We start from the raw sequence: 14265 nt of genomic DNA, 5'->3' as shown, positions 1-14265 counted from the left end.
GGTGGGGGGGGGGGGGGGGGGGCCCCCCCCCCCCGCCATGCTGGGTCCAAGTCGCCCTCCCTTCGGTCGGAAGACTTGAACCAGTCGTTGTTTTTTTTGCGCGCTGCGCGCGCCGCGTCCGCTGCTGGCGGATGGTGGCGGTCTCCTGACCGTCTTTCACATCCTATGCCCACCCCCGCTCTCTCACTTACTCTTTTTTCTATAGCGATGCCAGGAACAAGATAACGGCTATTATGCCCAGGACGAGTAATACGATCTTGACTACGCTGTAGGGGCGCTCGCCTTGTACTTCGCCGGTGCGGGCGTTGATGATGAACTGGTATACTTTGTTCTTATAGCGGTAGGCGCTGATCCACACGGGTAATAGTACGTGTTTGAAGCTCGGGTCGAGGTACCGGGTGTCGAGGGAGTGGATGCGTTGCTCCGAGCCGCCGATATCGTTGCGGACCATCGCCTCGATGCGGGGTTGCATCCGGCCTTTGGCTTCGGCGTAGGCGTTTTTGATGTTTACGACGTTGACCTCTGCGCGGAAGCCTGCCAGGTACTGGTCGTCGTACGGCACGAGCTTTTGGGTGTCCCACGGCTCGAGCTGACGCAGCTTGTTTTTGGGTAATGAGCGGCTGCCTTCGATCAGCAGGTCGTCAAAGGTACCGTGTACCCGGCCGCTCGCCGACGACCACCGCGTATGCCGTACCTGGCGGGTGCGCAGCTCGGACTTGCCGTTTTCGTGATGTGTATATACTTCCGAGGTATAATAATAATCGCCGCGTTCGCCCGAATAGACGGAGTCTGTGGTGCAGTCGAAGGTCCAGTAGGGCAGGTACATGCCGGAGAGCTTGCCCTGGAGGTCGGCATACTTTTTCAGGTCACCAGGCGCAAACCACAGGCCTTTGAGCCAGCCGCGGAATCGCTCCTGGGCCGACGGGGCTCCAAACGAGAACGGCAGTACATACTGCGGCTTGTGTATGGAGGATGTGGTGCCGCCGGTCACTACCAGGGGAGAGGCACAGAACGGACACGCGTCTGATACAACGTTGGGGGCCAGCGTTGACGACCCGCCGCAGGTCTTGCAGCTCACGATGGTCACGGTCATGGTCTCATCGTCTTCCCAGGCCCGGGCGAGGTATTCTTCCAGGTCTGTTTCGACGACGCTCGTGGCGGCGTTGATCTTGACCGTTGTACCGCAATAGGCGCACGCCACGTGCGTGGTGCCGGGGGCGTAGCTCAAACCGGCGCCGCAGTTTTCGCAGGAAAGGTCCTGGCTGACCTTTTTGGTAGGTTCATGAAAGTTGCTCATGAAGCAGGCTTCGTTGTAAGAATGGTTCGATACAGTAATGTTTGCTGCAATTATTGCGGCAAGGGCGGAGGTGTGGCGCCAAAGATGCCTGTCAGGTCGCCTACATCGCCGGCTTTTGTCCAGTTGGGCATGCCCTGTTTCCACACGAGCATGTCGCGTGTCAATGTGCCTTGCTTTACCATCTGGTCGATGGCTTGCAGGTTGAAAGGGCCTTGCTGCTGGCCATTGACGGCCACAAAGTACTGAACGTTGGCGTTGGGGATCGGCGGCGGCGCCTGGTTGAGGTTGGGTGCCTGCGCCTGTTGCGCGTTGTTCAGCGTCTGTGCCATTTGCTGCGCCATGGAAAGTCCCACGCCGAGGCCCATCATGTCGCTGCCCGCACCGCCGGGATTGTTCGCGGCGTTTTCCATGGCGTTGGCTGCCTGGAACTGGGTATAGGCATGGAGGTTGCCGAGGATGCCCATGCTGCTGCGTTTGTCCAGTGCCTGCTCGACTTCCGGCGGCAGCGATATATTTTCTACCAGGAACTTCGTCAGCTCCAGGCCATAGTCGGAGAACTCGGTACCGATCTTGTCGGTGATGATGCGGGAGAGCTCGTCGTAGTTCGCGGCGAGGTCCAGCGCGGGCAGCTTGCTTTCGCCTATGGCGTCGGTAAAGCGTGTAAGGATGAGGTTGCGGAGCTGTTCGGCTACCTCTTCCGTGGTGAAGTGGCCGTCGGTGCCGGCGATCTCTTTGATGAACTTGCCGGCGTCGTCGACTTTCAGCGCGAAGGTGCCAAAGGCGCGCAGGCGGATGGGGCCGAACTCCTGGTCGCGGAGCATGATGGGATTTTTCGTGCCCCACTTCTGGTCGACAAAGTTCCGGGTGTTGACAAAGTATACCTCTGCCTTGAACGGGCTGTCGAATCCATATTTCCATCCTTTCAGCGTGGTGAGGATGGGCATGTTCTGCGTCTCCAGCGTATACCTTCCGGGCTGGAATACATCGGCGATCTGGCCTTCGTTTACAAAGACCGCCACCTGACTCTCCCGCACGGTGAGCTGCGCGCCATACTTGATCTCATGCTGATAGCGCGGAAAGCGCCAGATCATGGTGTTCCGGCTGTCATCGGTCCATTCGATGATGTCAACAAATTCCGCCTTGAGTTTGTCCCAGATAGACATAGTTCGTGGTTAAGGGTGAAAGATTAAAGGTAGCAATTTTGCATCAGGACTGTTTAACGCAGCGCGGCGCAGATCGTTGTGACAGATTTTTGGAGACCGTGGAACACCGGCCGTCTGTTTTGTGTTCTCAGGGCCACGCTGCAGTATTGCCAAAGTCGATTAGCTTTGCACCGGTTTTTACAACCGGGCACGCTGCATGCGGAAAGCCCTACATCTTCACATGATTGCACTGATTGCCGGAAGCCTTGTCTTAAGCGTACTGCACGCGCTCATTCCCAACCACTGGCTTCCCGTGCTGGCCATCGGCCGTCGTGAACAATGGTCGCTGCGCCAGACGACGTCGGTGACGCTGGCGGCGGGCCTGGCCCACGCCCTGAGCACGGTGTTGCTGGGCGGCATCATTGCCCTGGCGGGCCGTGCCCTGAGCGACAGCGTCGAACCGTTCACCCATTTCTTTGCGCCGGCCGTGCTGATCGCACTGGGCCTCTTTTATATCTATCAGCACCATCGCCACAAACATTTTCACCTGCACAGCAAGCCGGTCATTTCGCCGCGCCAGGTGGTGATCAGCCTGGTCATCGCCATGTTCTTTTCGCCTTGTCTGGAAATAGAAGCGTATTTTCTCATGGCCGGCGCCACGGGCTGGTGGTTGGTGGCGGTGCTGGCGGTGTTGTATACGGTTGTGACGGTCAGCGGCATGGTGTTGTGGGTACGGCTTACGTACCAGGGACTGGTCAAAATGAACTGGCACACCCTCGAGCACAACGCGGGCATCATTACGGGCATCACCCTGGTGCTTACGGGCGTGGCGTCTTTCTTTCTGCATTAACAGGTTATAGCACGATGCGGTCCTTCTCGACGTAGAAGGCCATGTCTTGGCTGGCGGCGGTCAGCTTCAGGGCGTCGTCGGGGTTGATGGAGATAATCCAGGCATCGGCGGTTTCGGCCGTGGGCACGTCGTCGTCTGCTTCTTCGTCCTGCGGCAGCATGGGTCGGATGATCATAATACCGTTACAGTTCAGGTATTGGATCCCGATGGCACCGGACAGCCGCCAGTTGGCGTACACCTCCCCGTTAAATTCGAGCAAATCGTCAACATGCAAAACCCTCATTTTCGACTGTTTAAGTGGTTTTAACAACTTTCTAAAGAAGGATGTTCTAATAATGTTAGTTTATTAAAACTAATTTTATTAGTATTGAGGAGTCTTTACAAGAGTAATGTATGAAAAGATTCGTAACAAACCAGGGGTTGCGGAGCATTCCTGCGCATGCGGGCGATGCGATGCCGGCGATCGCAGAAGCGATCCTGACAGAGCACCGGAACAAACTCGTGTTGCAGGTATATGCTGCATTGGAGAATTACGTGGAATGGACCTTTCACCGCATCCCGACGACGAACCAGGTGTTCTGGATCCGCGAGACGCTGGAGGGCATAAAAGATAAAAAAGTGAATCTGGCAGATCTGCCGATGATCTATGAGGAGGTACGGCAGAGTGATTACGTCGTTGTGCGGGATGAGCCGTTTATACAGGAGATCAATGAGAAGATCGAACGCGTTTTGATACAGAATTAAGGGCTCCTGCTACGTAGTGGTTGTCGGAGCTTCGATTTGTTGGGAGTTATCGCTGTTGACTGTAATGATCGTTGTTGTTGTTGGTTATCGTCGTTATTACGCCAGTCGCTGACTGGCGTAATCCCGTTGGGTGAATATTTCTGGCTGTATTCTACTGGGGTTCTGAGGCATTTTGATTAAGCATTTGAGGTGGGTGGCGGGCAATGCGCAGCCTTTTTTATACTCCTTTCACTGCTTGCCGTGAGTTTATATACTCCGAAGGGCTGATGCCGAACTGTTTGGTAAAGTCCCGGCTGAAGTTAGCGGCGACACTATAGCCCACTTTCTCGGCTACTTCGTAGATCTTGTAGTCGCCGGTGACCAGGAGCTCGGCGGCTTTTTTGAGCTTTGTTACCATGATCAGCTCGTGGGGGGTGAGGTTGGTGAGGCCGCGTACTTTGCGGTAGAGGGTTTGCCGGCTCATGTTCACCTCGGCGGCGATCACCTCTACGTTAATGTCGGCTTCGCCCATGTTGCGGGTAATGATGTCGGTCAGGCGGAGCAGGAAGTTTTCATCGGCGCGCGAGTAGGCCACGGTTTTGATGTTCACCAGCGGCGATGCGGAGAAGTATGATTTAACGTGGTCGCGGTTCTTGAGGAGGCTGACGATCTGGGCGTTCAGGTGCTGCTGCGAGAAGGGTTTTTCGATATAGGCGTCGGCGCCCATTTCCAATCCTTCGATCTTGGATTGCAGCGTGTTTTTGGCGGTGAGCAAGACGATGGGAATGTGGCAGTGGTCGAGGCTGGACTTGATCTGGCGGCACAACTCAAAGCCGTCCATCACGGGCATCATCACATCGCTGATAATCAGCTGTACCGTTGTGTCGTTGAGCCTGGCGAGGGCTTCCACGCCGTTGCCGGCGGTGACGAGGTTGTACTCGGGGCTCAGCTCTTTTACGAGGAAGTCGCGGATCTCTACGTTGTCCTCGACCAGCATGATGGTGCTCAGGCCGCTCTTTTCGGCGGCGGCGGGTTTTTCGATGGCGGCGGGGCTGACCTCTTCAAACGCTTCGTCGAACAGCTGGAACTCTTTTTCCTGGCGGATGGGCAGTTGCAGCAGGAAGGCGTTCACGCCGTTGTCGAGGGTTACCTCCAGGTGGCCTTTGTGCAGGCGAGTAAGCGACTGCGCCAACGCCAGGCCTATGCCTGTACCTTCGGCCTGTGTGCCGGGCAGGCGGAAGAAGGGCTCGAAGATCTTTTCCTTGTGCGACGCGGGTATGAGCGGGCCGTCGTTGGTCACCTGTATGGTAAAATGTTCGTCGTAGCTGCTGAAGGGCAATATGCTGACGCCGATCTTTTCGCGGCCGTATTTGATGGCGTTGCTGAACAGATTGCTGAGGATCTTTTTGAGCGCCTCCGGGTCCACGTAGGCCTGAAAGTGAATGTTGGGCAGCTGCGTGTCCATGATCATCCTGCGCTCTTCGGCGGCGGGGCGGAACTGTTGCAGCAGCTCGGAGAGGAGCCCGCAGATATCGGTCTTCACAAAGGAAAGGCTGAATACATTTCCTTCGGTCTTCCTGAAGTCGAACAGCTGGTTCGAGAGGTTGATCAAACGGTTGGTATTTTTTTCCATAATTTTCAGGTTGGCTTTTGTCTCGTGGTCGAGGCCGGGTTGCTGGAGGATCTTCTCCAGCGGCAGGCTGATCAGCGTTAACGGTGTTTTGATCTCGTGGGCAATGTTGGTGAAGAACTCGATCTTGGCATTGTATAATTCCTTTTCCTTTTCATTCTGGAAAAAGTCCAGGCGGGCCTTGTTCTTTTCCTCCGTTCGTTTCTGGTAGCGGATGATGAGAAAGACCAGCGCCGAGGCGCCGAGCAATACATACGCTACATAGGCGCTTTGCGAGGCCCACACGGGCGGCTGGATGACGATGTGCAGTGCGGTGCCCGCGGCGTTGTCGGGCGGGATGCCGTCGGTGAGCGCCCGCACGCGAAAGGTATATTCGCCGGGCGAGAGGTCGGTAAAGTATACTTTGCGGTTGTTGGTAAGGTGTACCCAGTCTCTGTCGAGGCCTTCCATTTTATAGGCATACCGCGTCATCTGCGGCGCTTCGTACGACAGGGCCGAGAAGTCCACGCTAAAGGTCGACTGTGTGTGGTTCAGTACGATCTCGTCGGTATAGGTGATCGACTTTTTGAGCGGCGACCGTGCTTTCCAGATCGGCAGCTCGGTGTTGTTCACCTGGATGCCAGTGATGTATACCGGGGGCACGTAGGTGTTCTGTACAAAATCTTCGGGGCGGAAGCTGATCAGGCCGCGTACCGAGCCGAAGTAGAGCACGCCCCGATCATCGCGGTAAGCGGAGTTGTGGTTGAACTGGTTGCTGAGCAGACCGTCCGCCTGGGTAAAAACCTGGACCTTGCCGGTAACCGGGGCGACACACGCCAGGCCTTTGGAGGTACTGGCCCACAGGCGGCCGTTGTTGTCTTCCAGCACGCGGAAGACCATGTTGCCCGGCATGCCGCCGTGTTCATCGTAGCGGGTCACGACGCGGTCGTCGGTGCGGTCGTACTGTACCAGGCCGGCGTCGGTGGCAATCCAGAAGCGGCCGTCGCTGTCTTCGAAGACGCAGTTACTATGATTGGTGGGAAGGGAGGTGGCGGCATTGGTATGGCGAATGACGCGTATATCGCCGGTGGGGCCATAGCCCGTCACGCCGCGGTGAAAGGTGCTGACCCACACGGTGCCGTCACGGTCTTCATACAGGTTGCTGATAAGCGTGGCGTAGGGAAACCACTCGGTGGGTGTAAAGTCTCCGGTGTAGGGCGGGTGCAATACGTAAAGACCCGAGCCGGTGCCGGCGTAGATGGTGCCGTTGCGCGTGCGCAGCATGGAGTATATAAAGTCGCTGTTGGCGCGGCCCGGACCGGCGGTCGTAAAATACCGCCGCACTACTTTGCGTGTGGTGAGGTCGAATACATCGAGGCCGTGTTTGAACGTGCCGATCCACAGGTGGTTGCCTTCCAGCGCCAGGCCGTGGATGTTGTGATAGCCGATGGTGGTGGTGTCGCCGGGGGTAGGAGCATAGTGCGTAAACGCGCCGGTGGCGGTGTCGAGCATGTTGAGACCGGCGTCTTCGGTGCCGATCCACAGGTGACCTTGCCCATCGGGGCACAGCTCGCGAATGGCGTCGCCCTGGATGGCGTTGGAGCCGGGACGGGTATAATATTTCCGGAAGCGCGCGCTGGTCGCCGGCACGTAGCTGACGCCGCCAAAGAAGGTACCGGCCCAGATGCCGTTCTCGCGGTCTTTAAAAAGTGAGTATACGGCGTTGTCGGAAAGAGAGTAGGGGTCGTTGTATTCTTTCTGCAGGTGTGTGACGTGCTGTAAGGCGTGGTCGTATATATAGATGCCGTTTTCGGTGGCCACCCAATACTCGCGTTCGGACACGCGCAGGATGTCGCGTACAAATACCACGTTGCCCAGCAGCGGCTGCAACGAGGTGGTCTGGTGTGTGCGGGTATTAAAAAGCAGCAGGCCCTGGTTGGCGCTGCCGATCATAAACTCGTGGTCGTTGAGGGGCATGATCTTTTCGATCATCACGTCCTGGCCGGCGCGGCCGGGAAACGCGCCGAGGGGATGGACCTCGAAGCTGTCGGTGGCGGGTATATATTTCCGGAGGATGTTGGTGGCGTCTGATACCCACACGTCGCCGCCGGTGGTGATGGCGATGGACGTGGCGCGGAACTGTTCGAAGCAGCTGACGGACCCGTCGTGCTGCGACACGCGGTACAGGTTCTGGGTGCAGATATACCACAGGTTGCCTTCGGCATCGCTGTTGATGGTCAGCACGTCGCCGCCGAGGCATGCAGGAAAGGGATAGAAGCGTTCGAGCATGGCATCGTAGCGGTAGAGTCCTCTGCCGGTGCCGGCCCAGAGGTTGCCGTGGGTGTCTTCGTGCAGGCAGCGCACGGCGTTGCCGCCGAGGCTGTGCGGATCGCGCTCGTCGTGGTGAAAGGTCTTGAAGGTATAACCGTCGAAGCGGTTCAGGCCGTCGACGGTGCCAAACCACATAAAGCCTTTGCTGTCTTGCAGACAGGCGTAGACGGTATTATTGGACAGGCCCTGTTCGACCTGATAGCGGCGGAAATAATAGTATTGCGCGTTCGTTTGCGTAAACGCTGTCAGAAAAAGGGCATATAGGAGGAACTTCTTCATCTGCTGCAGGTCAAAAATACAAGTAGAAAATTGCCCCGCAACGGGGCTGTTAACGATTGCGTTTACGGAACCGCCAAATTCGATCAATTTGAAGGTTGTGTTACAAACTGATATTTTATTGAGCCACGGCGATACAGACGCAAACGTTGGCGCCCCCTAGCTTTGACGCCTCAGCTAACCAACCCTGAAATGTTGAACTAAAAGCAAAGCTATGGAGAAAACACTACGTGTCTATTCTTATGAAATTCGCAGGAACGCGGGCGGCCTTCTGCTCCTGATCCTGCTCGCTGTGCTGGTCACACCGGCCGTGGCACAGCAGGAAGTAACGATTAAAGGCAAAGTGACGGAGCTGGTAGACGGCACCGGCCTGCCCGGTGTGAACGTGTTGATCAAGGGAACGTCGACCGGTACCACTACCGACATGAACGGTGAGTATGTATTGTCCGTACCGTCGGATGCAACGCTGGTGTTCTCGTTCGTGGGGTATTTCCCAGAGGAGATCGTGGTCGGCAGCCAGACGGAAATCAATGTACCGATGAGCCCTGACATCACTACGTTACAAGAAATGGTGGTCGTGGGGTATGGTACGGTAAAGCGTAGTGACCTCACCGGGTCTGTTGTATCGTTAAAAAGCGACGATCTCACGCCGGGTGCCAACATGTCGGTAGGCCAGGTACTGCAGGGTCGCGCGCCCGGGGTGCAAGTGTACCAAAAGAGCGGTGAGCCCGGTAGCGCCATCAGCGTGAAAATTCGTGGTATCAGCTCTATCAATGCGGGTAACGATCCGCTGTATGTTATCGACGGCATGCCGGTCAATACGGTGCAGCCGGTTGGCTCCCCTTCCATTGTGGGTACGGCGGCTAACCAAAACGCGCGGAGCCCGTTGAATGGCATCAACCCTGCCGATATCGAGTCGATTGAAATCCTGAAAGACGCCTCCGCTACGGCCATCTATGGCTCGCGCGGTGCGAACGGTGTGGTGCTGATCACGACCAAGCGTGGTTCGGCGGGTGCGCTGAAGATCAACTACAATGTTCAGGCGGGTACACAGCGCGTGGCCAACAAGCTTGATATGCTCAGTGGCCCGGAGTACCGTGACGTGCTCAACTCGATTATCGATGCGGGTGGCGGCGTAGCCAGCGAACGTGTAACGGGTGATATCGCCGACACAGATTGGCAAGATGCCCTATTTCGCAGTGCGCCGATCCAGAGCCATGACCTGAGTTTTTCAGGCGGCAAGGATAATACAAAGTTCTATGCCTCCATCGGTTATTTCAACCAGCAAGGCGTGATCAAAAACTCGGGTACTGAGCGATACACCGCTAAGATCAACCTGGAGAACTCCGTTGATAAAAAGTATGCCTTTGGTATGACCCTGAACGGATCGTATATCCACGACAATTTCAACTCGATCGGGTTGGGTATCAATGAAAATGCGAGTGCATTGTACTCGGCGATCTATTATGATCCGACACAGGCTGTATACGATGCAAACGGTCTTCCTACTAAGTCGCAGTTCCTGACGAACATCGATCACCCGATCACGATGACCAATGGCCAGTATGCGGCGGCGGATTCGTACCGCTTCTTTGGTACGATCTACGGTGAATACTATATTCTGCCGGAGCTTTCGGCGAAAGTCAAAATATCGGGTGATGTCAATACTTCGCGTCGCAATATGTGGGTAGACCCGAGCACGCTGGTGGGTATTCAATACAATGGTATCGCGGCCGTGAATACGGGCGAAACCAACTACTACATGACCGAAGGTACGCTGAACTATAACAAGCAGCTTACCGACGACCACTCGCTCAATGCCGTATTGGGCGTAACGTACGAGCACTTCGGTTCAAACTCGTTCAGTGGCAGCGGTCGCGGGTATTTTACGCCCGACCTGACCTTCAATGCTATCGGCACCGGTAGTGCGCAGCTGAATCAGGTGGGCAGTGGCCGGCAGTCGGCTATTCTGGCATCGTACTTGGGCCGTGTGAATTATTCTTTCAAAAACCGGTACCTGTTGACGGCATCGTTCCGGGCCGACGGTTCCTCACGCTTTGGACCGAACAACCGTTTCGGCTATTTTCCCTCGTTAGCCGCCGCCTGGAAGATTCAAGAGGAGTCTTTTCTGTCGGGCCTAAACTTTATCGACGAACTGAAGTTGCGTGGTAGCTACGGTACGATCGGTAACCAGGGCATTCCCAACTATATGTTCCTGAAGACATATGTTGCCGACGGCCGCGGCCCGATTTTCAACAACAGCATTGTGACACAGTTCTATCCGTCGCGTATCGCCAATCCTGATCTCAAGTGGGAATCGGCTACGCAGGCAGACATCGGTGTTGACTTCTCGTTCTTTGACCGTCGCTTGTCAGGTTCCATCGAATATTACAACCGGAAAACTTCCGACCTATTGTTGGATGTGCCGCAACCACCTAGTACAGGTTTTGGCTCGAAGTTCGAAAATGTGGGCAGCATGCGCAACACGGGTGTTGATATCGGCCTGTCGGGTGACGTGATCCGGCAGGAATCATTCACCTGGAATGTGGGCGGTAATATTTCTACGGTGCGAAATAAAGTGCTCGACCTCGGGTCGGTCGTAGAGATTGTGCGGGGTGGAGCAGGAAATCTTCCGGCTCCGGCCATTGTTCGCGAGGGCGAGTCTATCGGCGCGTATTACGGCTACGGCGTAGTCGGGGTGTGGCAGGTGAACGACAATTACGAAGGCTGGTCGCCAAATATCAAGCCGGGCGATCTGAAATTTTACGATCGGACTTCCGACAAATTGATCACGTCCGACGACCGCGTGCTCCTGGGCTCGTCGCTGCCCCAGTATACCTATGGCTTTACCAGCACCTGGACGTATAAGAACATTTCGTTGGCAGCGTTCTTTGAAGGGGCACACGGCGGAAAGATCCTGAATGCCACCGCGGTTGATAGCTATTTCCCGGTGGCGTTCCGCCGCAACAAGCTTGCGGAGCCATACCTAAACCGTTGGACACCTGAAAATCCGACAAACGAATATCCTTCGTTCGTGAACCCGGCGTCACAAGGTCAGCAACAGATCAACTCACGCACGCTGGAAGACGGTTCTTACCTGCGCCTGCAGTCAGTGCGTCTGTCGTATAATCTGCCGCTCGCCAAAGGTCCCATCAAAAATGTTCAGTTTTATGCGGTCGGTCAGAACCTCTTTACAATCACCGATTATACTGGTATGGACCCGGCCGCCAACGCGTTGGGTGAGGATGTTGTACGCGTAGACTATGCTTCGTACCCCATGACCCGCACGTATTTGCTCGGTATGAACATTCAATTCTAATCATCACGAACCATGAAAAAATATACTATACTGTTTGCGTTGATCGCGTGTTCGTTGCTCCAGTGGGGATGTGAGGACATGTTGGAAGTAAAGCCTTACAGCGAACTGAGCGATGACGCCATGCTGACGGACAATGGCATTCGGGCGCTGCTCAATTCATGTTATCGCAATATGCAGCAATCGACACCTTCGCGTTGGCAGATCAACGTGGCGGAAGTCACGACGGATATCGGCTACAACACCGGTGGTCAGGAAAACCTGCAAATGACGCAGCTTATCAACTTCACGTGGGATGCCACCCTGGGCACATTTAACGACGACCACTGGGCGCCCTGGTATCGCGCCATCCGCGATGCCAATATCATCCTGGAGCTTGCTCCGAAAGCTACCCTGAGCGAAGAGAACCGTGCGCTGTATACAGCGGAGGCTCGCATGTTGCGTGGGTATGCGTATGCGATGCTCTATAATTTGTTTGGCAGCGTGCCGCTGCGTACGACGAGTGAGTCGCCGGCACAGTTGGCCCGTGCCTCCGACGACGAGATGAGAAGCTTTATCGAAAGTGAGCTAACGGCCGTTGTTCCCGCGTTGCCGGATCCCGGCGCCGAAGCGGCGTATGGTCGTGCCAACAAAGGACAAGCCCTGGCCGTGCTGGCCAAGTATTACCTGAACACGCGTCAGTGGCAGAAGGCCGCCGACGCTGCTCAGGATGTGATCGACCTTGGCTACTATGGGCTGTTCGATAACTTCGAAGAGATGTTCCTGGTGAAAAACGAAGGTGATAAAAACAAAGACAACAAGGAGATGATCCTGGTGATCCCGTGTCTGAACCAGGATCCGTATGGCAACTGGTATCAGGCCGGCGCGCTGCCGCCGGACTTTGCCTCTTCGGCACAGTTTCCGGATTTCCAATACAAGGCCGGTATGTCGCGCTTTGCGACCAACTATCGCATGCGGTCGGCGTTCGTTAATTCGTATGGCGCCACCGATGTTCGTGCGAAGCTGATCATGACCGAATATGTCAACGAAAAGGGCGTAACGGTAGATCTGATGACCCAGGCCAACAACGCCCGCTCGATGAAGTATTATGACAACGAAACATCGGGTAATCACAGTGGTAATGATGTGCCGGTGATCCGCTATGCCGACATCCTGCTGACGCGTGCTGAAGCGCTCAACGAAGCAGATGGTCCTACGCAGGAGGCATTGGACCTTATCAACGAAGTACGTGGGCGGGCCGGGATTGCCGAGCTCACGCTTGCCGATGCTCCCGATAAGGAAACGCTGCGCAACCTGATCCTGCAGGAACGCGCCTGGGAGTTTGCCGCTGAAGGTAAACGTCGGGAAGATCTGCTGCGTCATGACCGGTTCATTTCAACGGCCCAGTCGCTCGGCATTGCAATCGCGGCCGACAAGCATAAGCTGTTCCCGTTTCCACAACGCGAACGCGATACCAACAAGATCAGCGGTCAGAACCCGGACTACGAAACAATACAATAACCCTTTGGATGCCGGTACTACGAATAATTTTTATATTGGTGGTACCGGTTTCTTTTTAAACAACCCTTAGCATCATGAAAAGACAAACAATTCTCGTTCTAGCCCTGGTGTTCACCGTGGTCGCCGCCATGGCCCAGGATAAAAAATGGTCCGCGCAAAAAGCCAACGACTGGTACGCCAAGCAAGGCTGGATCAGCGGCTGTAATTACCAGCCGAACTCGGCCATCAACCAGCTTGAGATGTTCCAGCAGGAAACTTTCGACAAAGCCGCCATCGACCGCGAGCTGAAGTGGGCCTCCGAGCTGGGTTTCACGACCATGCGCGTGTTCCTGCATCACATTCTGTGGACCACCGACAAAGAGGGTTTCAAGAGCCGTTTGAACGAATACCTGGCGATCTCGTCCAAGCATGGTATCAAAACCATGTTCGTATTCTTCGACGACTGCTGGAACGATACCTACGCGCCCGGCAAACAACCCGACCCGAAGCCGGGTGTTCACAACTCCGGCTGGGTACGCGACCCCGGCACGATGATCTATACCCACCCCGACACGCTGGTGGTGCTGGAGAAATATGTAAAAGACATTCTGACCACGTTCGCCAAAGACAACCGTGTATTGCTGTGGGATCTTTACAACGAGCCCGGCAACAACCAGCAGCATGAGAAAAGCCTGCCGTTGCTCAAGAGCGTGTTTGCATGGGCGCGCGAGGTGAACCCGTCGCAGCCGCTGTCGGCCGGCGTGTGGAACTGGGGACCGAAGTTCAAAGAGCTGAACGAGTTTCAACTACAGAACTCAGACGTGATCACCTATCACCAGTACGGCTATATCGAAAAACATGCCGCTCTGATCGATGACCTGAAGAAGCACGGCCGGCCGCTGATCTGCACGGAGTACATGGCACGCCGCAACGGCAGCTTGTTCCAGGTCATCATGCCGATGCTCAAAGAAAAGAATGTCGGCGCGATCAACTGGGGTTTTATCTCGGGCAAGACCAATACGATCTTTGCGTGGGATACACCGATCCCTTCCGGGGCTGAACCGGAGCTGTGGTTCCATGATATTCTGCGGAAGGACGGCACGCCGTATAGCCCGTCGGAGATCCAGGTGATTAAGGCCGTGAATGGGAAGGGGAAGAAGAAATAGGTTTGGTTAAGATGCCCTTGGGGAGTTTGCTGTGCTGGCTGTTCCCTGGGCTTTTACCTTTTTGTCTTTTAAGACC

The 14265-nt window shown here is 55.6% G+C and carries 9 protein-coding genes; 5 read left to right on the top strand and 4 right to left on the bottom strand.

Annotated elements, in window-relative coordinates:
- Positions 1-199 precede the first annotated feature (199 nt).
- Positions 200-1297, bottom strand: a complete 1098-nt coding sequence (locus KK078_RS25070) for a zinc finger domain-containing protein (RefSeq protein WP_254093080.1) — start codon at positions 1295-1297, stop codon at positions 200-202.
- Positions 1298-1347: 50 nt separating this feature from the next.
- Complete coding sequence (locus KK078_RS25065; RefSeq protein ID WP_254093079.1) at positions 1348-2460, bottom strand: SPFH domain-containing protein; 1113 nt, start codon at positions 2458-2460, stop codon at positions 1348-1350.
- Between the two features lie 220 nt (positions 2461-2680).
- On the opposite strand from KK078_RS25065, the gene KK078_RS25060 reads away from it, so the two are divergent.
- Positions 2681-3289 (top strand): hypothetical protein, encoded by a 609-nt coding sequence (locus KK078_RS25060; protein ID WP_254093078.1) that lies wholly within the window; start codon positions 2681-2683, stop codon positions 3287-3289.
- Between the two features lie 4 nt (positions 3290-3293).
- Here the strand turns inward: KK078_RS25060 and KK078_RS25055 are convergent, their stop codons facing one another.
- Complete coding sequence (locus tag KK078_RS25055; protein ID WP_254093077.1) at positions 3294-3572, bottom strand: hypothetical protein; 279 nt, start codon at positions 3570-3572, stop codon at positions 3294-3296.
- A 110-nt stretch (positions 3573-3682) separates the two neighbouring features.
- On the opposite strand from KK078_RS25055, the gene KK078_RS25050 reads away from it, so the two are divergent.
- Positions 3683-4033 (top strand): hypothetical protein, encoded by a 351-nt coding sequence (locus KK078_RS25050; protein ID WP_254093076.1) that lies wholly within the window; start codon positions 3683-3685, stop codon positions 4031-4033.
- A 217-nt stretch (positions 4034-4250) separates the two neighbouring features.
- Here the strand turns inward: KK078_RS25050 and KK078_RS25045 are convergent, their stop codons facing one another.
- Positions 4251-8231: a two-component regulator propeller domain-containing protein gene (locus KK078_RS25045; protein ID WP_254093075.1), complete on the bottom strand. Its 3981-nt coding sequence runs from the start codon at positions 8229-8231 to the stop codon at positions 4251-4253.
- Between the two features lie 211 nt (positions 8232-8442).
- Here KK078_RS25045 and KK078_RS25040 point away from each other — a divergent pair, with 211 nt between their 5' ends.
- From KK078_RS25040 to KK078_RS25030, 3 genes are all read left to right on the top strand, one after another.
- Positions 8443-11547 (top strand): SusC/RagA family TonB-linked outer membrane protein, encoded by a 3105-nt coding sequence (locus KK078_RS25040; protein ID WP_254093074.1) that lies wholly within the window; start codon positions 8443-8445, stop codon positions 11545-11547.
- Positions 11548-11559: 12 nt separating this feature from the next.
- Complete coding sequence (locus KK078_RS25035; RefSeq protein ID WP_254093073.1) at positions 11560-13044, top strand: RagB/SusD family nutrient uptake outer membrane protein; 1485 nt, start codon at positions 11560-11562, stop codon at positions 13042-13044.
- Positions 13045-13118: 74 nt separating this feature from the next.
- Positions 13119-14189 (top strand): cellulase family glycosylhydrolase, encoded by a 1071-nt coding sequence (locus KK078_RS25030; protein WP_254093072.1) that lies wholly within the window; start codon positions 13119-13121, stop codon positions 14187-14189.
- The last annotated feature ends 76 nt before the right edge of the window (positions 14190-14265 follow it).

This window comes from Dawidia soli, assembly GCF_018598185.1.
GTDB lineage: Bacteria > Bacteroidota > Bacteroidia > Cytophagales > Cyclobacteriaceae > Ohtaekwangia > Ohtaekwangia soli.
Note: the sequence above shows the minus strand (reverse complement) of the source record. Positions and strands in the feature narration are given on the sequence as shown.

Excerpts from the sequence above, each read along its gene's own strand:
- KK078_RS25035 (WP_254093073.1), top strand. The coding sequence starts at position 11,560 with ATGAAAAAATATACTATACTGTTTGCGTTGATCGCGTGTTCGTTGCTC.
- KK078_RS25030 (WP_254093072.1), top strand. The coding sequence starts at position 13,119 with ATGAAAAGACAAACAATTCTCGTTCTAGCCCTGGTGTTCACCGTGGTC.
- KK078_RS25065 (WP_254093079.1), bottom strand. The coding sequence starts at position 2,460 with ATGTCTATCTGGGACAAACTCAAGGCGGAATTTGTTGACATCATCGAA.
- KK078_RS25050 (WP_254093076.1), top strand. The coding sequence starts at position 3,683 with ATGAAAAGATTCGTAACAAACCAGGGGTTGCGGAGCATTCCTGCGCAT.
- KK078_RS25070 (WP_254093080.1), bottom strand. The coding sequence starts at position 1,297 with ATGAGCAACTTTCATGAACCTACCAAAAAGGTCAGCCAGGACCTTTCC.
- KK078_RS25060 (WP_254093078.1), top strand. The coding sequence starts at position 2,681 with ATGATTGCACTGATTGCCGGAAGCCTTGTCTTAAGCGTACTGCACGCG.
- KK078_RS25040 (WP_254093074.1), top strand. The coding sequence starts at position 8,443 with ATGGAGAAAACACTACGTGTCTATTCTTATGAAATTCGCAGGAACGCG.
- KK078_RS25045 (WP_254093075.1), bottom strand. The coding sequence starts at position 8,231 with ATGAAGAAGTTCCTCCTATATGCCCTTTTTCTGACAGCGTTTACGCAA.
- KK078_RS25055 (WP_254093077.1), bottom strand. The coding sequence starts at position 3,572 with ATGAGGGTTTTGCATGTTGACGATTTGCTCGAATTTAACGGGGAGGTG.